Genomic DNA, 23,047 nt, shown 5'->3' on the forward strand with positions numbered 1-23,047 from the left:
ACTCACTTTGCCCCAACTATTTTAGAGCCATTAATCGCTTCTAGGAATTTAATTTTGCTGTAAGCTGTACCACCTTGTAAAAGTGGATCTACAAGATTGGTATATAATTGGCCATTTTTAACGGCATTAATGTTTTTGAAAATAGGGTTGTTTTTCAAGTCTTCAAACACTTTCGGTGTATCCTTGTTCTCTTCCTCAGAGAATTCAACGATTAAGTAATCTGGGTTCATTTCGGAAAGCTTCTCAAGAGAAATATTGGCCTGTGCTTTCGCTGCTTTTACTTCTGCTGGAACCGTTGCACCTAACTCGGCATAGATGGATGGATTGAAGAATACATCCTCCGGATAGATGAATAAGCTGCCTGAACGAACGCGAAGCGCCAATACCTTTTTGTCTTTGAAAATAGGACCGATCTTCGTTTTCAAAGCTGCCGAATCCGATTTGTACTTATCTAGCACTTGCTTCGCTTTATCTTGTTTACCTGTCAATTCACCAAGTAACGTCAAGTTATTCTCCCAATCTGTTGCGATGTGGGATACTGGAATCGTTGGCCCGATTTTTGAAATTTTCTCGATCGTTTCGGCAGGGAATTTCGTACTCATAAGGATAACATCTGGTTTCAGCTTCAAAATCGTTTCGAGGTTCGGCTGCGTTTTCTCGCCTACGCCCTCTGCTTTATCCGTAATTGGTGCGAATACTGCTGGGAATTTGCCACCAACCGTTAGTGCACCAACTGGTTTCACGTCTAGAAGCAAGGCATCTTCCAATGACTCAAGCGCACCCGTAATAACGAGTTTATCCGCTTTCGCAGGAACTGTGTACTCTTTACCAACGTATTTGATGACTCTTGGTCCTGATGGCGTTGCTGCGGGAGCAGCTGTTGGTGCAACTGTAGCAGTTGGAGCTGTTGTACCTGCTGCTGCAGGAGCCGTTTCTGTTTTTCCCCCGCCACATGCCGTCAATCCTAATAGAACCAATGTCGTAATACCGATTGTTGCTAACTTTTTCATTTTTCTTAAATCCCCTCTCTATCCGCTACGAATGATAATCATTCTCATTAAATTATAAAAGAAGTTGCCCATGTCGAACATGGACAATATACGGAAGTTCTCATGTACGATTGTCACATAAATGCTCACGAAGGTCTTCAACCATACGCTCCATGGCATAAGCAGAGTACTCTCGCCACGGATCTGAGGAGATAAGGTGAAGGCGATTTCTGCGCACAACCTTCAAATCCTGCCACAAGGCAGACGTTTTGATTCGCTCCCAGTGCTGCAAAGTCTCTGATTCCTGCCGTATATTCAGAAGCAGATGATCCGCATCGAGATGAGCCAACTCTTCGAGCGTCAAGCTTCGGTTATTCGCATACTGCTCTGCCCCTGAAGGCGACTGCAACCCCATATCTCGGAAGACATCTCGCATTCCACGTGTCGGGTATAGGAAGAAGCTATCGCCCAACAAGCTGGCAATCAATACATTGTCATTCTGAAGCACTTCGTGCAATCGCTCTCGTACTAATTTAACTTGGCGGTTATATCCTTCCATCCACACAACGGCTTCATCTAAAGCACCCACAATTTGCGCCGTGGCGTGCAATTGCTCCTGCCAGCTTTTATCATACAGAGGTACAATATGAACGGGGGCAATTTGCGACAAACGCTCCTTCTCCTTGGTTGCCAACTGGTCCGTGGTAATAATGAAATCCACCTGACTGTGCTCCAATGCTTCCACGTTCGTTTCCCAATCCTCATTAAACCGGTAGCCACTTAAGTGCAACGGGATATCTGTGCGATATTTATTATAGTAGTAGGAACTCCATTTGGGGTGTAGAGGGGCGGCGTAAGGCATGATCTTGAGCGCAAGCAATTGTCCGAGCACCGTCGAGGAATAGGCAACGATTCTTTGGCGGCGATTTTTCAAATAAACCGTCGGTGAAACACCAACCTCTTTCTTAAACATGCGGCTAAAATAAAACTCATCATTGTAGCCCACTTGGTAGGCGACATCCTTCAAACGCACATCGGTTTGCAGCATAAGCTGCTTCGCCATATTGACTCTCACTTCCGTTAAATAGTCGATGGCGGTTTTACCATACGTTTTTTTGAATAAACTCACATAATATTTCGGACTAATTTCGGCCATGCGCGCAAGCTGCTCAATCGTCATACCTTCTCGAAAATGGGCTTCGATATAGCTCTTGGTACGATCCATAGCAGCGCGTGAGTCCGATTTGGGATCCTGACGAATGTGCGTCATCACCCAATAGATCAGTTCTAGAAATAGCGGCTGTGCTCGAAATCGCTCCAGGGCGCTTTCACTTCGGCTGCTTAGACAAAGCTGCTCACACAACTGAGTCAGTGCACTCTCAATATGTACGGGCAACTCACCAACAAGCGGGAAATTCACCCCAACGTCCGAAGTATCATTCTGGATATCAAAAGCGATGAAATACATCTCCGACTTCTGTCCATCGCAAAGGCCAACCGTTTGGCCAGGCACTACGACATGTACCGTATCTGGTTGCATGCGATAGGTTTGCAAATCTATTCTCAAATGGCCTTCGCCTTGCTTGACAACCACCATGCAATAAGAAGAAATAAACTGCTGCGCTAATTCCCCTTCTTGAATGAGCTGCGCAGTACGAAATTTAAGCCATGTATGATCAAGGCAAAGGAACGTGTCTTCATCTTTAGTAAACACTTCAGACAAGATAGCAGGCTCCTCTCTATTTTTGAAAATGAGAATCATTATCAATTTAAAATTTAGCACACAAAGCAAAGGCCTGTCAACGAGTGACAGACCTTCTTGTTCTTAAATTATGCTTTGCATCCAAGCTCTCCAGCCTCGATGTTTACCTAAGTGGTGCGGCTGCGAAGCGTTGTATCGCTTGCTGCAATTGCTCAAAGGCTGGGGGATTCTCAGCGAGCTGCTTGTTCGACCTTACAGCTTGCAAAACATGGTGCAACAGGCTTTCTGGCATATCTACATCACCCGTATTCGCTGTCAATGCAACAATCAGCTTCAATTCCGGAATACCGAAGATACGTCGACCGCCTGAACCCGAAGCATAGAAAATCTCCACTTCCTTGCGGCTTCCCTTATTCAAACCTTTGGCAAGGGATTTGGTCCACCAATAATAGCCATATGAACCTTGCGTACCATTACTATAATTTAAAGTAATTCGCTTCATTAATGATGTGCGAATCCAAGATTGCGGAATAATGGACTTTCCTTCCCACTTTCCTTCATTCAGATAAAGCAAGCCTATCTTCGCCATATCTTCCAGTGATAAAGCCAATGCCCACGCGCCAATGGTAATGCCATTGTGATCATGATTCCAGTTCACATTCGTTATACCAAGCGGTTCGAATAACCGAGACTTCGCATATTCAAACATGGACATACCTGTTACTTTCCCTAGTACTGCCGAGAGTACATGCGCATCGCCGTTCGAATAGTTAAACACTTCACCAGGTTCATGATGGGCTGGACGGTTTAGAATATACGCTACCCAATCCGATGCATGCATCATCTCATTCGATGATTGTTCCTGATCATTATCCCATGAAAGTCCTGAAGTCATGCTAAGCAGATGCTTCAATCGAATCTTTGATTTTAAAGGATCGTTTTCTAACTCAGGAAAAAATGTTGCTAGACGCTGTTCTGGACTTTTTAGCTTACCTTCTTCTAATGCAATCCCAATTAAGGCGGATGTCACACTTTTGGTAACTGATTTCATATCTTGCGGGATTCCAGATTGAATCCCTTCTTTACTAGCATCCGCTACCCATACACCATTCCGAATAACGGCTATACTGTGCACGCCATGATCAAGAAAAACGTCAAAAGTCTTAGCTAACGTAGCCGAGTATAATCCTTGTGCCTCAGGCGTTGATGTTGGCCAACCATGTGCGGGCCATTGAGCCGATGGGTGAGATGTTGCTTCCATACTACTTCGTAGTGGACTAATCGCATTTGTTAACACAAGATCAATCCTTCCAGTTTGTTTTACCCCTTTTTCCCTGTAATATACCGAAAAAGTGTGAAGCAAATGTGGTGTGAATCTTAAGAAAACCTTAATTTAGCTGAAAGTTTCCTGAAATTCTGTGTTGTAAACGCTCTTATGTTACAATTTAATGAAATGTTACTCACACCGTTAGCTTCGGAGGTTACCTATGCGCAAATTAATTTTCTTCATCGGTCCTGCAGGTGCAGGCAAAACAACACTGGCAAAGGCTTGGGTCCGCCGACATGGCGGAGCCTTCTTAGATATGGACACGTTGCTGCGCCCCGCGGCAGAAGCAATCATGACACTTGCTGGGCAAGACCCCAGCGATCGGGATTCGCCATTTTATAAGGAACACTGCCGCGATTTGGGATATCGCATCACGATGGATGCGGCGCTTGAACAGCTTACACTTGATCAGGATGCTATCGTGATCGGGCCTTTTACGAAGGAGCAGGGGGATCCGCTGTGGTTGGAAGGAGAGCTAGCTCGTATCGGAGCTTCCATACAGGATGTCAGCGTTAAGGTGATTTATGCGTATTTACCAAGTGAGGACGTTTATAAGGAGCGTATTCGCTTAAGAGGGTCAGCGTTGGATGTTTGGAAGCTGGACAATTGGCCTCAATTCCGTTCCTCGCTGCAGCGCAAAGAAGTTACTTGGCGGATGAAACCGTCATCGCTCCTGTATTGGGATAACTCGGAGCCTTTATCGGATGCTAGGGAAGCGGAGTTAGCTGCTTTTATCTTAGCTTGAGGCTTGATTAGGAAGTAGACAACTAAGTTGAAAAGTGCAAAATGGGCTGTCTCCAGGTTCTAAATTGACCTTTGGAGACAGCCCTTTTGAGCATGTTCTATGCATTTTATGAAATTTTAAAATCCTGATTCCAGATAATCGTCATGGAGATCGAAAGTAGGAATATCCTTCTCCTGATTCGGATCTATGACTGATACGCCATCCGTTGTCGTTACATGCCAATCTTCGTTAGAGCTGAGAACTTCAGTTAAGAAAGCATCAATATCCATAGCTTGTAATTCCTTCCTTCATGTACTTCAAGGGTGTAGCCCTATTATTGGTGATGAAGGGTATGTTTATTCAAATCATTGGTATTCAAGATATGATGTTTTAATATCAAGGCTACAGCATCACTCGGTACTACAACAGAATAGTACTTATTTCTTCCATCATATACTGTTATCCTACATGTATACACATTTGCCCGAAATTTACCACTGAACTAAAGGGAGGTTGCTTCTTTGGACATTCATCATCGATTTGAGAACCTAGAAAAGAGAGTCATCGAGCTCGAGAAAGAACTCGCACTGCTAAAGCAAAGCAAAGTAAGTCATCCGGGTCCTGCTCCTGCTCCTGCTCCTGCTCCTACTTCAAATTCCAATTCCAATTCCAATTCCAATCCCAATCGCACTCCCGCTCCTGTTCACGTTCCGCTCACTGCACCACCTAAACAGGAAGTCATTAAAACAGACACCGACTGGGAGCACCTCATTGCCAGGGTATGGCTGCCGAGGATTTTTATGTTCGTACTTCTCATCGGTATCGTATGGGGATTCAAAGCGGCGGTTGACAACGGACTCCTCACAGAACAGATGCGCTGTGCGATTGGCTACGTGGTCGGTGGTTGCTTCGTCTTCCTCGGTTTCAAACAACACAAGGCTAACCGTCCACTGCTGGCACAGGCATTATTAGGCGGTTCCATCGGATTGTTCATGCTAACCACCTTTGCTTGCCATCAGTTGTATGAACTCATCGGGGCACCTCTTGCGTTCACCCTGAATGTAATATGGGTAGGCTTAGGTTTATGGTTTTCACACAAATTAAAATCACAATCCTTAGCCATAATAGCAAGTGCAGCAGGTGTTTTGACACCTTTCTTATTAAACAGTAACAACCCTTCTTCCCTATTTTTCGTTAGTTACGAGACGTTGTTATTTGTAAGTTTTATGTTGTATGCGATACGCAATCAATTTGTTGGTTTATTTTACACTTCGTTCGGTCTGCTGCCGCTTGCATTGTTCCTTTTTGGTCTTGGTGCACACGGGGATACAAAGTTAGCGGCCATGGGAATGTTAGCCCAACAAGTAGCTTTGCTAGCGACGATCTTTTTGAAAAGCCCCACAATGAATCATCAACTTCGATTGCTCATTCCGAGTTTTGCATTCACCGCCATTTGGTTTAAAGTGGCTTATACCGATACACAATTCAACGTTGCCATGGTTGCCACTTGTATAGGCTATGCCTTAATTTCCTACTGGTTCGGTAAGAAGGCACAAGAGAAGTTACCCTATACGATGACAATAGCATCCTATGCCTTACTTTTCTACTCGGCCAACTACTTCAGCGACGATGCATTACCTGGCTTCTTATTGGTTGAGGGAATGATTGCGCTGTTACTAGGTTTTATCGTGAAATCAGTATTACAGAAAATCAACGGAATCATCATCTATGCACTCGCTTTTGCAACGGCATTGGGTACAATCACTGAAGGTATGAGCAGCATCATGTCGGTTGTCATGTTAATATGGCTGCTGCTATTAGCAACCCTAGCGGGTATGATTGCCATAGTATCGCATTTCGGGGTCGGTACCAATACGAAGAAAACCTTAATCATCCTTAAGTATGGACTTGGCTTCCTATTCTTGTGTTTTCTAACGGAAGTAACACAAACGTTGACACGCGATTTCAGTGTGAATAGCCAACATCTGTGTGTCTCGACGGTGTGGGTCCTCTACGCGATTAGTGTGATTGCCTATGGACTCAAGAAGGAAGTCAAACAAATAAGACTCACCGGATTAGCATTATTATTCCTAACTCTAATGAAAGTCATCTTCATGGATTTGCCCAATGTCTCCCTGGCAATCAAAGCAATTATGTTCATTGGGCTTGGTTTCATCGGCCTATTGTTATCTCGCTTCTTCTACAAGAAATCATCCAGCACGTGAATACTTCCCTAAAGTTGCACAAAAGGCGTTCACTCCATAGAGTGGACGCCTTTGCTCTTTTATTCGCGTGTAGAATGTGTATGAAATGGCCCCGCTGGCAAGCCAAGTCCATTTACTAAATTGGCCTCCGTGTAATTCGCCCAGGCATATCTCACCTGAGTTGGCTTCGTGATCTCTGGATGCCACACTTCGACGGTATTACCAACGATGTTCGCTTCCGAGGTTAGGAATTGACCTTCCTCCGCGGCAATTTGGAATCCGATGAGTTGCTCACTCCCCCCAGCAAGTCCTAATCCCCCATCTGTGTGATCAAAATGAAGCACAATCCGCCCACCTTCGATGTGCAGCTCATGGTACACAGGGCCAGAGCTCGTAAGCTCTTTCCCATAGACATGCTCCAAGGCTGTTAGGGCAAGGCGCTGCCCGACGGTCCGCTTATCTCGCGGATGAATATCATCCCGCTCCCCACAATCTATGGTGATAGCCATGCCCGTATGTGGGACGCGCTTATTCACGATCGCTTGGGACTCGCGCAGCAACGGCCATGTTTCACCGTCGGGTTTACCATCCGAACAGAAGGATGTCAATTGGACGAAGTGGAAGGGAAGCTTATCGTTGTGCCAGAGTGAGCGCCAATTATGGATGAGTCCTGTCAGCAGCTTATCGTACATTTCCGCACGGCCTGCATCACTTTCACCTTGATAGAATAGGAACCCCTTTAGACCGTAAGGTACGATTTTGAGCAGCATGGTCTCGTAGAGACCACAAGGTCTCATCGGATTATGAGGATTCATTGGTGGAGGCCACGGATAACCCCCTAGTTCCTCGGGCGAAGCTCCTTCTGCTTTTCGTTTCTCATAATCCGCTGTGGCTTGATTATAAGCTCGTTGAACACTCTCAAAGGCCACCCAATCGAAATCCTTCATCTCTTCTGCAAATGTATCAAGATACACCTCCAGTTCAGGGTGTTGATGAATCGTCGACTCACTTACCCAACATGCCGCCGAGGTGCCTCCCCAGTTGCAGCCAATAATGCCAACAGGTACCCCTTCCGAGGCATGAATATGTTGGGCAAAATGGTACGCAACCGCTGAGAAATCCGGTACATGCTCAGGCAGCGCCTTATTCCAGGAAGCGATCATCGACGTTTCGACTGCGGGATCTTCCCATTCCACTTTGGGAACTTCGAAGTAACGAATGAGAGGGAAATTCGCTTCCGCGATGTCCGCCTGCGCGTGACTCGTATCTCGCACTTTCCACTCCATATTGGATTGTCCTCCAGCTAGCCAAACATCGCCAAAATAGACATCTCCAACAGAGGCAAGTTGCCGTCCCTCGGAACTGACCGTTAAGATATGTGGACCTCCCGCTTCGAATGCAGGCAGTATCGCCTGCCATTTGCCGCCTGTGATGGTGGTCTGTACCTGATGTCCTTGGCACTCCAAGATTAGCTGCATCCCATCAGGGCCTGTTCCCCAGACAGGATTTTCTTGATTTCGTTGCAAAATCATTCCTTCGGAGAAGATTGCATGTAGCTGAAAGCGGTTGCTCATTTCCACACCTCGTCATCTAAAATTGGATAATTATAGCTTGTATCTCTTTCTCATGATACACTATTTCGTAGACGAAGAACGTCCTTTTAGCCGAGTAGGCGGAGGGCGTTTTTTTGTTTTTCTTAAAGGAGGCGACGATTGCACGATGTCATTTGAACCTGCCCACACAACATTTATGGAAGATCACCTAGCTCGCCGTGCTGGAGAACGCAAGGGACGTTTGCTCCGCGGACATAACTATGCAGAGAAACTATTTCTCCAGCAGGTGTGGTGGCCTTTATTCGAAAGCTTCGACAATCTGCATCCCGAGTATGAGATTTATGACTGGAATCGAAAATCTCAATTCCTCGATTTCGCCTACCTCAGCCCTAGTGGACGTTTCGGGATAGAATGCGATGGTTTCCAGAGTCATATCAGAGAGATGGATCGCGAAAAGTTCAGCTATGCGCTGAATCGCGACACCTTTCTTACTGGGATGGGGTGGAGAATGATCCATTTCTCCTTCGACGATATCCAGAACCGTCCCGAAGTATGCCAAATGCTGCTGCAGTTAGTGATTGGTCCCCACCTCATTCGATCATCAACTGCAGCAACGCTGACTCCGGATGAAAAAGAAGTTCTTCGGCTAGCCTTCAACCTGAGCCGACCTATTCGCCCGAAGGACATCATTAGCCGATACGAGGTTAACTTTCGTACAGCTCGTAAATGGCTTACTGGTCTTGTTGCGAAAGGCGTGCTGCGCAAGAAAGAGGGTGGCGGTGCCTATGCGCGATACTATGAGTTAAGCGATGGCGCTTGGCAGAGGTTGTTGCGCTGACGTGAAACCATGACAAAACCAGAGCTAGAACAAGTGCTAGAACAAGTGCTAGAGCTAGAGCCGTCACACTCTCAGTAAGTTGCATTATGTGCAACATGATTGCAGGAAACAGCTGATTTCGCCAATAATGTTGCATTTCATGCAACATTATTGGCTGTTTTGGGCTGAATTGAGGCTTTCCGCCTCGTAATGTTGTATCAAATACAACATCAGGACAATTTAGCCCTGAAAACCCGTATCATGTTGTACAGTATACAACATGATTCGAGTCCCTCTACAAACATCCAATAAAAACTCATAATCAAGTTGTTTAAATAACCTGTAGGTTATACAATAGAAACAAATATGCCTACAAAGTTGAGGTTCCCCTATGCAAATTGAGGTTTCATCCAAAAACATGCCCTTCCTGGAATGCTTCTCATCGGAAACTCGCGTGAAGATGATTGAACTTCTTGGCGAAGCGCCATTAAATATTAAACAGCTCTCCCAGCGACTAGAGATTTCGTCGGCCATCGTGACGAAGCATATTCAGAAGCTGGAGCAAGCTGGCATCGTGCGTTCGGAGAACGTAGTCGGCGTGCGCGGCACACAGAAGATTTGTTACCTACAGCTTGAACAAGCCACGCTTCAGTTTAAGTCGAAGAAGCCCTATGAGCATCCGACAACGACGGTTGCGATTCCCATCGGCCAGTACGCCTCATTCGACGTGAACCCGACGTGCGGCTTGGCCTCACCGACACAGTTGATCGGCGTGCTGGATGATCCCCGGTACTTTGCAGATCCGCAGCATGTACAAGCAGGTATTCTTTGGTTCGGCAGCGGCTACGTGGAGTACCGTATCCCGAATTTTTTCCACAGCAACCAAAAGCTTCGCACGCTAGAGATTTCTTTTGAAATCTGCTCGGAAGCACCTGGCTTTAACGAGAATTGGCCTTCGGATATATCTTTTTCGATCAACGATAAGCCACTTGGTCAGTGGACATGTCCTGGTGATTTCGGTAAACACAGGGGCGTGCTCTCCCCCGACTGGTGGGGAAATGGCAACACACAGCATGGTCTGCTCAAAATTATTACCGTGAATCCACAGGGTTCTTTTCTAGATGGCACGCAAATCTCAGCGACCACTATTCACGACTTGAATATCTTATTCTCCCAAGATATTCATTTCCGTATTGCCTCCTTAGAAACGTCAGTGAATTGTGGTGGCGTAACGCTATTTGGCAAACAATTCGGCAACTATGCCCAAGATATTATTGTGACGATGCAAGAAGATAAATAGCAAACAAATAACCCTATCCCCCACCTCAAAAAGAGGGAGGAAATAGGGTTATTTGAACCTCTATTCTAAACATTCGCATAGGAAAATTGTAAGCCATCCTGAATCGGAAGATAATGATGCTCCGTTTCCAAAATCGCATCTACTGTGCGCAGCACATCCGGTTGACGATGACTCATCTGTGCATTCTTTTTGAGCTTGAGCAATACGGATTGGTTCGCGATGACCTCTAACAGCTGGCTTTTCATCTCAGCTGCGTTCTTCACTTCGACAGCTGCACCGATTCCAACGAGATAGGCAGCATTGGCCTGCTCTTGGCCTGGAATTGGCTTGTACAGCATCATCGGCAGATCCAGCGCAAGCGCTTCGGAAACGGTGAGTCCGCCTGGCTTCGTCACGATTAGATCGGACAGCGCCATCAGCTCATGCACATGATCGACGAACCCCGTCACCATCACATGATGGTGCGTATTCGAGCCACCCAGCTCCTCTTCCAAATGCTGTTTCAGCTTCTCATTGCGACCACAGACGAAAACAAATTGCACGGGTGCCTTCAGGTCATCCGACTGCAGCACAGATTTAAACGACTTCCCAATTAGCCCATGGCCGCCGCCCATTACAAGAACAGTTGGCATGTCGCGATGCAAGCCATATTTATCACGAAGCTCCTCACGATTGTAGGTTTGTGTGAATGGCATTCGAAGCGGTATCCCCGTCACAACGATACGCTGTTCAGGAATCGCATACCGCAGGAGCGCCTGCTTCACATGCTCCGCCCCAACTAGATACTTATCCGTCCCCGGATGAATCCAGTAGCTATGATCGGTGTAATCGGTGATGACCGTCACGGTCGGCACGATCGTAAGGCCGTTACATTTTAGATAAGACATCGCTGCCGCAGCACCTGGGAACGTACACACAACTTCCGTGGGCGCTTCCTCTTCTAACAAATCCAGCATCCGATCGGTGCTGAATGACTTCATTCTTTTGAACAAATGGGATAATGCGGTATCATGTCTGGTCTTGTGATATAGAAAACCGTACACGGACGGCAAGCTTTTCACCCATTGCATATAACAGTATTTACCGAACCCATGCAGATACGGATGCGTCCACGCCAAATAATCGACGACCTTCACTTCCATATCCGGTCTATACATACGCACCGCTTCAAGAATAGCTTGTGCTGCTTTATTGTGCCCATCGCCAAGACTGCCCGTCAGTATCAAAAGCTTTCCTTTGCTTCTCATTGCTTCAGTCCCCTTTCGAGCTTATCCTGCCGCGCACTAGCAGCGGTCGATCCTGTTAACCACGTTCTTCTACTTCTCTCCACTACATAGACGACTCCTTCAGCCACAAGCACTGCACCCACAATATCCATTAGCACATGCTGCTTAACGAACAATGTCGATACAATAATCAAAATGGACATACCCGCCGCTATCATTTTGTATCGCAGGGCAATCGGTACCGATCGAAGATAGCTTCTCATCATCAGATAGGCCGTTAGCACGTGTGTACTTGGAAAACAGTTAAAAGGTTGATCCGACCGATATACCCACTGGACCGTCTGCAGAAGCCAATCACTTCCACTAATATCCGGTCGCGGTACTGTCGTCTGATATATAGCATAGACGCTATAACACAAAAGCAAACCTATAATAAATTCTACGAGTGTCTGAAAATAATTCGAGCGATCTCTATAGGCTAAATAGAGGAATCCTACGGCAAGAAAGACATACCAGAATAAGTATGGAACTACGAAGCCCTTGATAAAAGGTATCTGTCGATCGAGATCCGTCATTAAACTGTACGCTGTTCCGTTATCTTGATTTAATTGTATATAAATGAGTCCTACTAACGGGATCATAAGTAGTCCGCTGCACGCCAGCAAGTAGGACACCCAAGCTTTTGTTCTCATGCCAAATCCTCGCTCTCCTCTACGTTATCTCTATCATAAAGGAGTATAGCCATTTACTAAACGCACCAAGGTACTGTCTTTCCTTAGCCAAAAGTCGTGAAAAAACCTAGACCAAAGGCGGAGTTGTCCACGTCCTTAGGTGCATACAAGGTGAGAGTTGATGAGGCATATAAAACAATTGTTACTGTTACAATATTATTACAGCAATGTTACAACATCATACAGCATACCAAATCACAAGCGGAAAAGCACCTTCTAGAGCATCTCGGCAGAATCCTGCTTATTGTTGGCGTTGGAATATGGACTAGCGTTATGTTCAAAAACCTATCCAACTCTCCACCTGTGGATAATATTTTCTGTGGATATGTGTATAAGATATTGAATTTATTATGCACAGCATGGGTTTGTGGACATGTTGATACTGTGGGTAATTTTGTGGATAAGTGCGTATAAGGTGGATTTACATGGAAAATTTGAGGGCAAAAAGAGGGAGGAAGGCGGTTAGATCGATCGAGAAGTATGAAGAGTGAGCGCGGGGAGTGAAGCGAGCTGAGTGAATGATGATAAAGGCTGGCGGGGTTGGACGATTGGAAGTAGAGCGCGAGCGTGTGGCATGGTAGATAGAGGATGACGGCTAGCAGCATGTAGATGGTTGAGTGACGCTGGTGGCGTCGTCACCAGATTAATTAACTGGGTTTTCTCCAGTTAACTTCAGGAATTTTCATTAAAATGGAGCATTAGATGGAAAATCTCCAGTTAAATCTGACCTTCCACGGCAAAAGGGGGAGAGATCGCCAAATTAGCTGTAGAAAATCCATCTAAATTGTGTTTCCGACGATTTACAGCGATTTTAGATGGAGGAAATCCATCTATTTGCGTATCTCCCCCTCCGCATCCACCATCAGCGTCAACCGACGCATTCAACAGCCGCGAACAACGACCTATTTTAAAAACTGATCCGTTGATCCCGTCGCCACAAAATCCTGCAACTTCAACAGCTTTTTCTTCCCCATGTTGCCTTTTATCGTGTGTGAGGTGGGCTTCTCAGCCTTCGGATCGTCAACGATTCTTTTGACATAATCACCTGTAAGCAGGTTATAGTCTTCTTCGTCACCTGTCGTTTCGGTCATCGTCCCCGAATAGAAGGATCCCACCGTGGCACCGATCAGGTACCAGTCCTCATTTTGAAATCTGAAACGGTAATTCCCGTACCATCTATCGTTACTTCCTCCATAAAAACTCACAACAAGGGAGCCTCTATCGATGAAAATATCAGCTAACGGATCGCCCCATACCCCGCCTTCATCGGCTTTCAGAATCGCCTTATCTGCCATGATCGAGCGTGTGTAGGTGCCATCTTTATGTCCAAAAGCAATCAAAAGTGCCCTTTCAGGAGCTTGATCCCCTCCGATTTTCAGCTTTTCGACAACCATGGCGACGTCTTGGATACCATCTTTATTCAAGTCACCTTCCACTCGCACAGGGCCGCTCTGCCGGATAAGCTGATGCCAACCTTCGGGCATAAGGACAGCCGGATTTTTAGCCTCGCTCACCTTGGGGGCTACTTCTTCCTTTTGCACACGAATAGAAGCCGTTGGCTCTTCTGTCGCAGTGCTCGGAACGGCTGTTGTAAGCTCATCTGCTTGGCACGCGGACAACCCTATCGTGAAAGCTACTACCATGAAATAATAGGGAAATTTCAACCGCATCCCCTCCTTTCGACGCATCGCTTAGCGCGAGTCTTATTATTCACGAAATGTGCGAAATCCTATCACTAACCCAATGATAGCTAGTATAAGTCCTACTACAGCTGTTCCATACGGGTACGCCAATGGGAAAATAAGAGATGGCCAACCAAGCAAGATGTCACTCTGATATCCCACGGCAGAAGGTGAAGTAGACGTCAGATTGATCATATTTACCCTTTTTGGAACCTCACCCAGCTCATCAAATGTGAATCGATCTTCTTCAACCTGACCACCACTATCAACACTTAGAATTCGCCATGATAAGTTGTGATCCGAGGTAAATGCAGTTCCAGAGATCCGTTGAATAACCACGAACTTCTCCCTTTCATTCTCCTCGACTGTCAAAACCCCAAAATATCCGTGGTACCGATTGTCATCCAAGAAATTCGGCCTTACCAAGACAGGCCCCTCCACAGTCCAATCCTTGTGATTGATTGTTATTTTCAAATTCGATTGTTCACGACTGGATTCATTAAATACGCCCGATTGGAATTGATCTGCAATTTCAATCGTCTGCCCCTCCCACTTGTATACTCTAGTGTAGGTAAGTCGTGTCGCATCTTCGCGTTGATTCATGTCCGTGTACTCTGCAATTGTATGAATAGCTTTATTGTCGTTGCTATCAGCCATATAATTCTCAACTGTAATGCGATCTACTGGAATGGGTGCGCCTCTCCCAAGAATCTCTACTTTCCCTAATTTCATGAAATTTACATAGATATGATCAAATGTAAAGTCACGGTTAACACGGCTTCCGATAATCATCTCTTGCCCTATCAAGAACAATGGCTGTGCCGAGAGCAACAGGAGCATTGCCCCCATAAGTAACGGGATTAACTTTATTAATTTCATGAGTTCGCCTCCAAACTTCAAGAAAGTTTATTCATTACCCCCTTTATGTTACACCTTTTTCAGAAACTTTTTGCCCCTACTTTACGTCTAATATTTGAAATATTTACCACATTGGTGATGGGAAGTGGTTGCGAAATGAATTGGCGAGCAAGTTGGATGGTAACGTTGTTAGTGGTAACACTAGCGGGACTCTTTGGTAAACCTGCAGGAACCTCGGCGGAATTCATGGCTCAGGGGCCCTATCCCCCTGATGGATTACGTATTCCTGGAACGATAGAGCTGTTGTCGGATACAGCTTACTATCCTGCGGCAGATACGCCTGCTGATCAGCCCGAGGGATGGTTTTCTCCACAAAACGTCAATGTCATCGAGACGAATGGCGCTTGGTCTATTGGCGCAGGAACTTGGAAAATTGAGACGATGTTCGGCCCTCGTTGGATTCGTCCAAATCCGTGGGAAATTGATATTGCTCCACCCGATCACATTTTGCTAACCTCAGACACACCGCTTTATAGCAAAATGAGCGAACGAGGCGGTTCGGTAGCAGCCCTTGCACCTCAAGAAGTGAAGGTTGTCCGTGCGGAGAAGCAGTGGTTCTATACGAACGACCCGTCCAGTAAAACATGGATTCAGATTCATACGTCATGGATGGGAGACTTGTGGGCGCACATCCCGGTGAAGCAGATTGGCACCGTTCAAGACGTCAGCAAACACGTCTATTATCAAGGTATATACGGCAGTAAGGAGTTGTTGCCCCTTTTACAATCCGCGCAGACTTCGATGGAATCTGCATCTGCTGGGGAAACACGAATCCTCCAAGAGTATACAACGATTTATGACCGTTACTTCTTGGTAGAAACCGAGGTGGGTCCCCTGTGGACTTTGCAAGCAGGTGTGACCATCGTCCCTTCCGATGAAACACTAAACCTGACTACTGAGATTCCATTATTCACTGGCCCTTCGAACAAAGAAACTGCCGTCCTCTCAGGGGAGAAGGTCACTGCCTTCGAAAAAATTACCCAACCGTTATGGACTGGCAGAGGTCCTTATGAGATTTGGCATTTCTCAACTTGGTACCATGTCCACACGTCAAAAGGAACAGGATGGATTAATCTCTTATACGGGGAGCCCGCGGACGCGGTGAACGTTCATTGGAAGGTATCCATTCGTGGTGACCGTGAGTTAATGCGTTATCCTGATGTGCACTATACCTCTTCTGTCCTTTTGCTGCGGAATCAGGATGTGGAGGTTTCCGCGGTATGGAGTCTGCCAAACGGCACCACCTTGCTCAAGGCCAGTAAAGAAGGACATACCGGGTGGATCCCTTTACAATCCTGGAACCAAGACAGATTCTGGGACCTCGATACGGGTACTGAGCTGCAGATTGAAACCCAATACCCACAACAGGTTATTTTTAAGCTGGATAGCCAAGGTGCTCTAAAGTGGAACGAAGATGTTGACGCAGGATTTGTAAAAGAAGGCGTGGATGTCCTGAAGCTGAAGGTTCTAGCTGAGCAGTTGGGGTACGAGCAAGCGGATGTAGAAGGAGCGAAGGAAGCCGTTCGGTTTACGAAAGGCGATTATGGCTTCGTTTTGCATAAGGGGGGCCAGAATGCTGAGATTTATTGGAAGGGTATTTTAACAAATAAAATTACACTTAGCAGCGCACCGACTCGATCGAGTGGCGATGGCGAATTATACTTGGAACAGCCCGCTGTTAAACAGTTATTCGGCCTTTCCCCCATTCCTTGGTACGAGGGGCACGCTTATTATGAAGGAAGCTACAAAGTCGAGCTCGGAAAGCTCCCTGAGAAGTTAACAGGAACAACGGTTAAACTGAATGCTTTCCTTTACGATACACAAGTACAATGGACTCAGAAAAATCTCAAAGACGCCATCCAGCCACGGCTATCTTTGGAGGAGAATAATGATCTTGGCGGCAAGGATGCCTTATCATCGATCGCGGTTGCACCCGCCAGTAAAACCGTTACCGCTGACACGGTCACGCCATTGTACCACTTGAGTACTTCAAGAACCCTGACTTCTGGCCCCCACGACTTGAAGATCATACTTCGTGTAGGTGAGCGAATCGTCTGGATGCAGCCTTGGCATGTGGTAATGGAGTAGTTGATGGACAGGAATAAACGAAAAAGAAGCCTCGGAAGAGGCTTCTTTTTTTTGACTTCCTATGTGCCTTAGTCGCCGTTTCAAGCAAATAAAACTCCCTCTAACTCCCTGTGACTTCGTCCAGTCTACCTTCAAATGATTCCACAGATCTCTCTTCGCCATACAATTCATTCAAATGGTTGAGATGCGACATTCCCCAGTCATTCATAGCCTGCAAAACGGTAGACATGCCTTTGCCATGTTCTGTGATAGAATATTCAACTTTGGGTGGAATTTGGTGATAGATCTTACGATGAACAATATCGTGATACTCGAGCTCCCTTAATTGTTGGGTTAGCATTTTTTTCGTTATATCGGGAATCGCTTTTTGAAGTTCACTAAATCTCATCGTGCCATTCGAGAAAAGGTGAAACAAAACGATGGGCTTCCATTTGCCTACAAGAATCTCTAGGACGGTTTCAAATTTACAATGGGGTTCCTCCATGTTGAATTTCCTCCTCATTTTCATATAGGTATCTTTTAGTATACTAGGTATATTTGGAGTAACTACTTCTCAGTATCGCTCCTAGGGATTATTATACGACTATACACTTACTTAATTCAAGGAGGTAATTTTATTTTATGAATATCGCATTGTGGATCGTACAGGGAATTTTAGCATTAGCGTTTATTATGGCAGGCTCAATGAAATCTTTTCAGTATGAGAAAGCCAAAGCGGGGATGCCCTGGGTCAAAGAATCATCAAAAGGCTTGGTAATGTTCATCGGGGTATCCGAACTACTTGGAGGATTAGGTTTGATTGTCCCTTATGCCACAGGAATCGCCCCTATTTTGACACCAATTGCCGCTATTGCACTAGGTTTAATTATGGTACTTGCAGCCATCTTTCACGCAAAGAGAAATGAAAACTCAGGTATTGGAATGAACATCCTTTTCTTGGCGATATTACTATTTGTAGCAATCGGACGTTGGTAAGTTGCCTACAGCACAACACAATGACGAGTAGGAGGTTTCACTATGCTTTCCCCAGTCTTCTTGCCTCACGGCTCACCCTATACCATTTTTGAAAAATCTGAATTTACTGCGTTCCTGAACCGATTTGGCCAGGAGAACCGTCCAAAAGCCATCGTCATCTTCTCGGCCCACTTCGAAAGTGACATAACGACCATTGCCGCGACAGACGATGTGCATGACATGGAATATGATTATTACGGGTTTCCTTCCTCTTATTATCAAGTTCAATATCCCGCTAGAGGCTCAACGATCGTTGCTTCTATGGTAGAAGAGCGCCTGCGTCAGCATAACATTCCGGTTCAAAGGAAATATCGCGGCTTGGACCACGGTGTATTCCCTATCATGATGCACGCATATCCGGAAGCCGATATTCCTATCGTTCCCGTTTCGGTCAACCCCTTCTTGCCTGCGAGACAACAGATTGCGATCGGTGAAGCACTGCAGGGGCTTGAGGAAGATGGCATTCTCGTCATCGGGAGCGGATTTCTAACGCATAACTTTAATGAAATTGACCGTGATAAGGAAGCTCCACCTCGCGCATGGGCCGTGCAGTTCAGAGATTGGATTCGGGAGAAGGTGCTTGCCAGAGATATCGAAGCCTTAAGCCAATACGAAACGCTTGCCCCGCATGCCGCCCTAGGCGTCCCACGTCCCGAGCATTTCGTGCCTTTGCTCATTGCACTCGGCAGCGGAAGTCCTGGACGAGAGATCCAAGTGTTGCACGACACTATCGAACATGGTTCATTAAGCACACTGTCCTTCAAATTTTAATGAACAAGAAAAACGCCTCTTCCAGCCGTGGACCAAACCCTAGAGTAACTGTATTTTGTACAGCTAATTTCACGTCTAATTCGTGTTTCAGTGATTTAACTGGAATTTATGCATGTAATTTCAAGATTTCAACAGAATACGGATGAAATCCGATGATTTAACTACATGAATTCCATCTAATCGTGAATTTTGGAGTAATTTACGAGAATTAACTGTATGTATTCCATTTAGCCGGGTAAGAAAGCCGAAATCATATAAAGTGAAGTATGATTTTACATGAAATAGAGGAAACAAAAAAAGACACTTCGATTAGAAGTGTCTTTTTCATTGCAAGATTCATATGATTATTGAGCTTGTACGATCTCTCTACCCTTATATGAACCGCAGTTTTTGCAAACATGATGCGCTTTTTTAAGTTCAGCACATTGTTCACACTTCACCATTCCTGGCACAGCCAGTTTAAAGTGAGTACGGCGCTTATCGCGACGTGTTTTGGACGTTCTCCGTTGAGGAACTGCCATAGTCAAAACACCTCCAGTTACTTTACTAAACAACAAGAGATATCATAGCCTTCTCGAAGCCGTTTGTCAATGCTAGAACCCATCTTTTAACTTAGCCAATAGCGTATACTTACCATTTTCTTCTTGCCCTAATCATTAGCAGCCCTGCTCCAATAACTAGGATGACGGCTACTTGCACGAATTCAAGCAGATGATACCGAACCAACCGATGATAGATCGCTTTGAGCAAAGACCATTTATTCGTATACGCCATCGTATCCATCTTGCCTTTTAAACTCACATTCTCTATCGGCTCCACGCCTTGCCCCATCTTACTCAGTTCCGAAGTAGCATTGGTAAGCTTTTTCGTTAATGAACAAGAGCTTGTTTGCAGCATATTCCCCTTAAAATCATAGTCATAAGCAAAAACAAGATAGGATTCGCCCTGCCCAAACGTATAGCCACACGAAGGTTCACCCAAGTTGGTGAGAACAATGGCCTGCGTCTCATTCATCCCTTTCCACGATTTCTCTACATCGAAATGAACGGCGATTTTATGATCGAGAATGCCATTGATATCTAGAACCTTGGGTTCGATGGCAAGTACTTTACCAGAAAACACAGCCTTAGATTGTTCCACAGCCTTTATCGGATCTGTTTGCAGGGCACAGCTGCAAGCATAACTTTTACCCGGCAAGACAAGGCTCGTAACAATTAATATACATACAACAGATATAGCCATCACAACTCTATTCACAAGCTTCGTCCTTCCATTGGAAATCTTCTAAACTAACAGACGTGGATTTCCAAATAATGTTTCACTCACAGGACTAGAACAGAAAAAATCCTCCTACCCCGAAGGGCAGCAGGACAATGGTTACTTCTTAACCGCTGAAATCAATAGAAAAATGGGACGGCGCGTCTCGTCTTTCATATCGGGATACTTCTCCAAAGCTTCTGGCGTCGGTTGAGGCTCGGCAATCTTCGTAATCAGGAATCCCGCTTCAATTAACGCATTCATATAGGAAGCGATCGTGCGATGATATTTGACTACATCATGATCTAGAAACCTCGCTACCCGCTGCCCCTCGTTCTGGTAATCGTCGACAGGCCAGTGCATACGCTCGCCTCCAGAACCATAGTGCCAGTCTTGCGCAGCGCGTGCGGTAAAGATCGGATGCTCCACAGAGAGGACGAAGGTGCCTCCAGCGGCCAGACAATGCTGCACCTTACGGCAAACCGCATCGAATTGCTCAACGTAGTGAAGAGCCAGTGAGGAGATGATAACGTCAAACTCGCCTGCTGCGAAGTCGATATCTTCAATCGCCACTCTCTGATACGTGATACCTGAATCGCTATGATTCGCACTGGCATATGCCAGCATTTTCTCCGAAAGATCTACACCGACAACGGACGCAGCCCCTTGCTCGCGGGCGTACTTGCAATGCCAACCGTAACCGCATCCAAGATCAAGAACACGTTTGCCTTGAAGCGCAGGCAGCATCGTGCGAAGTACAGGCCATTCCCCAGCGGCATTGAGGCCGCCAATGGAACGAGGCATTTCGCTATATTTTTCATAAAATCCTAGCTCATCGTATTTATTCTGTTTCATGGCTCCCAGAACTCCTCATTTGAATTTATGGTATGATTTATATGGCAACATCCATTTAGCTCTGTTAACCAGTTTACAATACAATGAGTTCCGAACTCAAAGAATGACCAGAAGTGGGTGATTTCTCTTGTTTAAAATCTTACTTATTGAAGATGATGCAACTTTGTTCGCAGAAATCAAAGAGCGCTTGGCTCAATGGTCCTACGAGGTTCATGGCATCGCTGATTTCAATAAAGTAGTTGAGACCTTTATTCAACTAAAGCCTGATCTCGTCATCATTGATATTCAACTGCCGAAATTCGATGGATTTCATTGGTGCCGCATGATTCGAACGCATTCCAACGTTCCCATCGTCTTCCTCTCTTCGCGCGACCATCCGACGGATATGGTGATGTCTATGCAGCTTGGCGCAGACGACTTTATCCAAAAGCCCTTTCATTTTGACGTGCTGATCGCAAAAATCCATGCTATTCTTCGCCGTGTGTATAACTACAATACGGAGCAAATCAAGCTCAAAACATGGTGCGGTGCTACGATCGATTTCGAGAAAAATATCGTGAGTCATGAGTCCGGGTCGATTGAACTGACCAAGAACGAAATCTACATATTAAAGCTCCTCATCGAGCATAAGAATACGATTGTCAGCCGGGAAGACATCATCAACAGCTTATGGAATGACCAGCGTTTTGTAAGTGATAATACCTTGACGGTGAACGTAAATCGGCTTAGAAAGAAGCTGGACGAGCTGGATTTAGGAAAGTTTATTGAAACAAAGGTCGGGCAAGGCTACATTGCAACGGAAGAGACCCCTCAATATGATTAAAGTGTATCTCAAAGAGCGAATAAGTTGGCTAGGGATGTTCCTCTTGGGTCAAGTCCTTTTGTTGCTTATTGCCTATCTTGACCACTCGATTCCACTCCAATCCGTTCTATATATTGTTTTCTTATCTACGATGCTCTTCGTAATCTTTCTGATCTTTCGTTATCACAAAGAAACGGCTTTTATCAAGCGGTTAAATGACTGGGAAACCAGCCTTGATGTATCCGGTTTTGCTGACGCAGCAAGTCCATTTGAGAAGATCATGGAAGCAGCACTGGTCAATCAAACCGAGCAGCTTCACCAGACTGCATCGCGGCAGCAAATTGCGTTGGAACAAGAGAAAGACGAACTGCTAGCTTGGATCCATGAAGTGAAGACACCTCTCACAGCCATGCATTTGATGATTGAACGTTTGGATAACGATAAGGCGAAAGCCTCCATCACCTTTGAATGGCTGCGCATTCATCATCTTCTAGACCAACAGCTTCATCAGCTGCGACTTCCCTCTATTGACAATGATCTCTACATTGAAAAAGTACAGATCGAAGATCTCCTCTATATGGAGATTAAATCGCTGCAATCTTGGTGCATTCAAAAGGGAATCGGTTTCGACGTCCAGTTAGATGCGACGGAGACGGTCCTTAGCGATGCGAAATGGCTTGCTTTCATCCTGCGCCAGCTCCTAACCAATGCCGTCAAATACAGCGACAGCTTCTCGCCCGATATTGTCGTGAATAGTTTGTTCGCACAGGAGCGTACCATCCTTCAAGTAACGGACTTTGGACGCGGCATTGATGCCAAGGATCTTCCCCGTATCTTCGATAAGGGCTTTACCTCCACGACCTGGCATCAGGACAGCGCCGCGACGGGCATGGGCCTATATCTGGCTCGCAAAGCAGCTGACACGCTGCACATCCAGATCACTGTGAATTCGGAGGTTGGCGTGGGAACTACGTTCACCCTCGCTTTTCCACAGCCCAACGAACTCGTGCGGATAACAGGCATGTGACAATAATGTCACATGCTTTTCTACTTTGTTCGTCCAATCGAAGGATAAATGCGGCCTAGC

Annotated in this window: 22 protein-coding genes; 9 read left to right on the forward strand and 13 right to left on the reverse strand. The window is 45.8% G+C overall.

The window, feature by feature from the left end; all coding sequences use genetic code 11:
* Window positions 1–2: 2 nt before the first annotated feature.
* The 3 genes from HQN88_RS21330 to HQN88_RS21340 form a co-directional block, all read right to left on the reverse strand.
* Entirely contained in the window at window positions 3–1,010 is a 1,008-nt protein-coding gene (locus HQN88_RS21330) for an ABC transporter substrate-binding protein (RefSeq protein WP_173116287.1), read from the reverse strand.
* Window positions 1,011–1,110: 100 nt separating this feature from the next.
* Window positions 1,111–2,703: an AraC family transcriptional regulator gene (locus HQN88_RS21335; protein WP_274318782.1), complete on the reverse strand. Its 1,593-nt coding sequence runs from the start codon at window positions 2,701–2,703 to the stop codon at window positions 1,111–1,113.
* Window positions 2,704–2,854: 151 nt separating this feature from the next.
* Window positions 2,855–3,988, reverse strand: coding sequence for a serine hydrolase domain-containing protein (locus HQN88_RS21340; protein ID WP_173116289.1), 1,134 nt, complete (start codon window positions 3,986–3,988; stop codon window positions 2,855–2,857).
* A gap of 190 nt (window positions 3,989–4,178) precedes the next feature.
* Here HQN88_RS21340 and HQN88_RS21345 point away from each other — a divergent pair, with 190 nt between their 5' ends.
* The gene (locus tag HQN88_RS21345; RefSeq protein ID WP_173116290.1) at window positions 4,179–4,763 is read left to right on the forward strand and encodes a P-loop nucleotide/nucleoside kinase family protein; all 585 of its coding nucleotides are present in this window, start codon (window positions 4,179–4,181) and stop codon (window positions 4,761–4,763) included.
* A 116-nt stretch (window positions 4,764–4,879) separates the two neighbouring features.
* Here HQN88_RS21345 and HQN88_RS21350 read toward each other — a convergent pair whose 3' ends face one another.
* Window positions 4,880–5,032, reverse strand: coding sequence for a hypothetical protein (locus HQN88_RS21350; protein WP_173116292.1), 153 nt, complete (start codon window positions 5,030–5,032; stop codon window positions 4,880–4,882).
* Window positions 5,033–5,263: 231 nt separating this feature from the next.
* Between HQN88_RS21350 and HQN88_RS21355 the strand changes: the two genes are divergently transcribed.
* Window positions 5,264–6,967, forward strand: a complete 1,704-nt coding sequence (locus tag HQN88_RS21355; RefSeq protein ID WP_173116294.1) for a DUF2339 domain-containing protein — start codon at window positions 5,264–5,266, stop codon at window positions 6,965–6,967.
* Between the two features lie 59 nt (window positions 6,968–7,026).
* On the opposite strand, the gene HQN88_RS21360 is transcribed toward HQN88_RS21355, so the two are convergent.
* On the reverse strand, window positions 7,027–8,520 hold the full coding sequence (locus tag HQN88_RS21360; RefSeq protein ID WP_173116296.1) for a sialate O-acetylesterase: 1,494 nt from the start codon (window positions 8,518–8,520) through the stop codon (window positions 7,027–7,029).
* Window positions 8,521–8,665: 145 nt separating this feature from the next.
* Here HQN88_RS21360 and HQN88_RS21365 point away from each other — a divergent pair, with 145 nt between their 5' ends.
* Window positions 8,666–9,337: a PDDEXK family nuclease gene (locus HQN88_RS21365; RefSeq protein ID WP_173116298.1), complete on the forward strand. Its 672-nt coding sequence runs from the start codon at window positions 8,666–8,668 to the stop codon at window positions 9,335–9,337.
* Between the two features lie 370 nt (window positions 9,338–9,707).
* Entirely contained in the window at window positions 9,708–10,616 is a 909-nt protein-coding gene (locus HQN88_RS21370; RefSeq protein WP_173116300.1) for an ArsR/SmtB family transcription factor, read from the forward strand.
* Between the two features lie 65 nt (window positions 10,617–10,681).
* On the opposite strand, the gene HQN88_RS21375 is transcribed toward HQN88_RS21370, so the two are convergent.
* The 4 genes from HQN88_RS21375 to HQN88_RS21390 all read right to left on the reverse strand — a co-directional run bounded on the left by HQN88_RS21375 (window position 10,682) and on the right by HQN88_RS21390 (window position 15,134).
* Window positions 10,682–11,863, reverse strand: a complete 1,182-nt coding sequence (locus HQN88_RS21375) for an MGDG synthase family glycosyltransferase (protein ID WP_173116302.1) — start codon at window positions 11,861–11,863, stop codon at window positions 10,682–10,684.
* On the reverse strand, window positions 11,860–12,534 hold the full coding sequence (locus HQN88_RS21380; RefSeq protein WP_173116304.1) for a phosphatase PAP2 family protein: 675 nt from the start codon (window positions 12,532–12,534) through the stop codon (window positions 11,860–11,862). Before HQN88_RS21380 ends, HQN88_RS21375 begins: the two co-directional genes overlap by 4 nt.
* A 941-nt stretch (window positions 12,535–13,475) precedes the next feature.
* On the reverse strand, window positions 13,476–14,237 hold the full coding sequence (locus HQN88_RS21385; RefSeq protein WP_173116306.1) for a hypothetical protein: 762 nt from the start codon (window positions 14,235–14,237) through the stop codon (window positions 13,476–13,478).
* Between the two features lie 42 nt (window positions 14,238–14,279).
* Window positions 14,280–15,134 carry a hypothetical protein gene (locus HQN88_RS21390; protein ID WP_173116308.1) on the reverse strand — a complete coding sequence of 285 codons (855 nt, stop codon included), beginning with the start codon at window positions 15,132–15,134 and terminating at the stop codon, window positions 14,280–14,282.
* Between the two features lie 135 nt (window positions 15,135–15,269).
* Between HQN88_RS21390 and HQN88_RS21395 the strand changes: the two genes are divergently transcribed.
* Complete coding sequence (locus HQN88_RS21395) at window positions 15,270–17,261, forward strand: hypothetical protein (protein WP_173116310.1); 1,992 nt, start codon at window positions 15,270–15,272, stop codon at window positions 17,259–17,261.
* A 100-nt stretch (window positions 17,262–17,361) separates the two neighbouring features.
* Here the strand turns inward: HQN88_RS21395 and HQN88_RS21400 are convergent, their stop codons facing one another.
* Window positions 17,362–17,745 carry a winged helix-turn-helix transcriptional regulator gene (locus tag HQN88_RS21400; RefSeq protein ID WP_173116311.1) on the reverse strand — a complete coding sequence of 128 codons (384 nt, stop codon included), beginning with the start codon at window positions 17,743–17,745 and terminating at the stop codon, window positions 17,362–17,364.
* A 137-nt stretch (window positions 17,746–17,882) separates the two neighbouring features.
* Between HQN88_RS21400 and HQN88_RS21405 the strand changes: the two genes are divergently transcribed.
* Window positions 17,883–18,236 (forward strand): DoxX family protein, encoded by a 354-nt coding sequence (locus tag HQN88_RS21405; RefSeq protein WP_173116313.1) that lies wholly within the window; start codon window positions 17,883–17,885, stop codon window positions 18,234–18,236.
* Between the two features lie 42 nt (window positions 18,237–18,278).
* Window positions 18,279–19,046, forward strand: a complete 768-nt coding sequence (locus tag HQN88_RS21410; RefSeq protein ID WP_173116315.1) for a DODA-type extradiol aromatic ring-opening family dioxygenase — start codon at window positions 18,279–18,281, stop codon at window positions 19,044–19,046.
* A 344-nt stretch (window positions 19,047–19,390) separates the two neighbouring features.
* Here the strand turns inward: HQN88_RS21410 and rpmF are convergent, their stop codons facing one another.
* From rpmF to HQN88_RS21425, 3 genes are all read right to left on the reverse strand, one after another.
* A complete protein-coding gene (rpmF, locus tag HQN88_RS21415; protein ID WP_047680282.1) occupies window positions 19,391–19,567 on the reverse strand; it encodes a 50S ribosomal protein L32 in 177 nt (58 codons plus the stop codon).
* Window positions 19,568–19,676: 109 nt separating this feature from the next.
* Window positions 19,677–20,303 carry a cobalamin biosynthesis protein CbiN gene (locus HQN88_RS21420; RefSeq protein WP_173116317.1) on the reverse strand — a complete coding sequence of 209 codons (627 nt, stop codon included), beginning with the start codon at window positions 20,301–20,303 and terminating at the stop codon, window positions 19,677–19,679.
* A 120-nt stretch (window positions 20,304–20,423) separates the two neighbouring features.
* Window positions 20,424–21,158, reverse strand: coding sequence for a class I SAM-dependent methyltransferase (locus HQN88_RS21425; RefSeq protein ID WP_173116319.1), 735 nt, complete (start codon window positions 21,156–21,158; stop codon window positions 20,424–20,426).
* Between the two features lie 127 nt (window positions 21,159–21,285).
* Here HQN88_RS21425 and HQN88_RS21430 point away from each other — a divergent pair, with 127 nt between their 5' ends.
* Window positions 21,286–21,981, forward strand: a complete 696-nt coding sequence (locus tag HQN88_RS21430; RefSeq protein ID WP_173116321.1) for a response regulator transcription factor — start codon at window positions 21,286–21,288, stop codon at window positions 21,979–21,981.
* Entirely contained in the window at window positions 21,974–22,987 is a 1,014-nt protein-coding gene (locus HQN88_RS21435; protein WP_173116323.1) for a sensor histidine kinase, read from the forward strand. Before HQN88_RS21430 ends, HQN88_RS21435 begins: the two co-directional genes overlap by 8 nt.
* The last annotated feature ends 60 nt before the right edge of the window (window positions 22,988–23,047 follow it).

The sequence above is a fragment of the Paenibacillus qinlingensis genome, from assembly GCF_013204845.1.
GTDB classification, from domain to species: domain Bacteria; phylum Bacillota; class Bacilli; order Paenibacillales; family NBRC-103111; genus Paenibacillus_E; species Paenibacillus_E qinlingensis.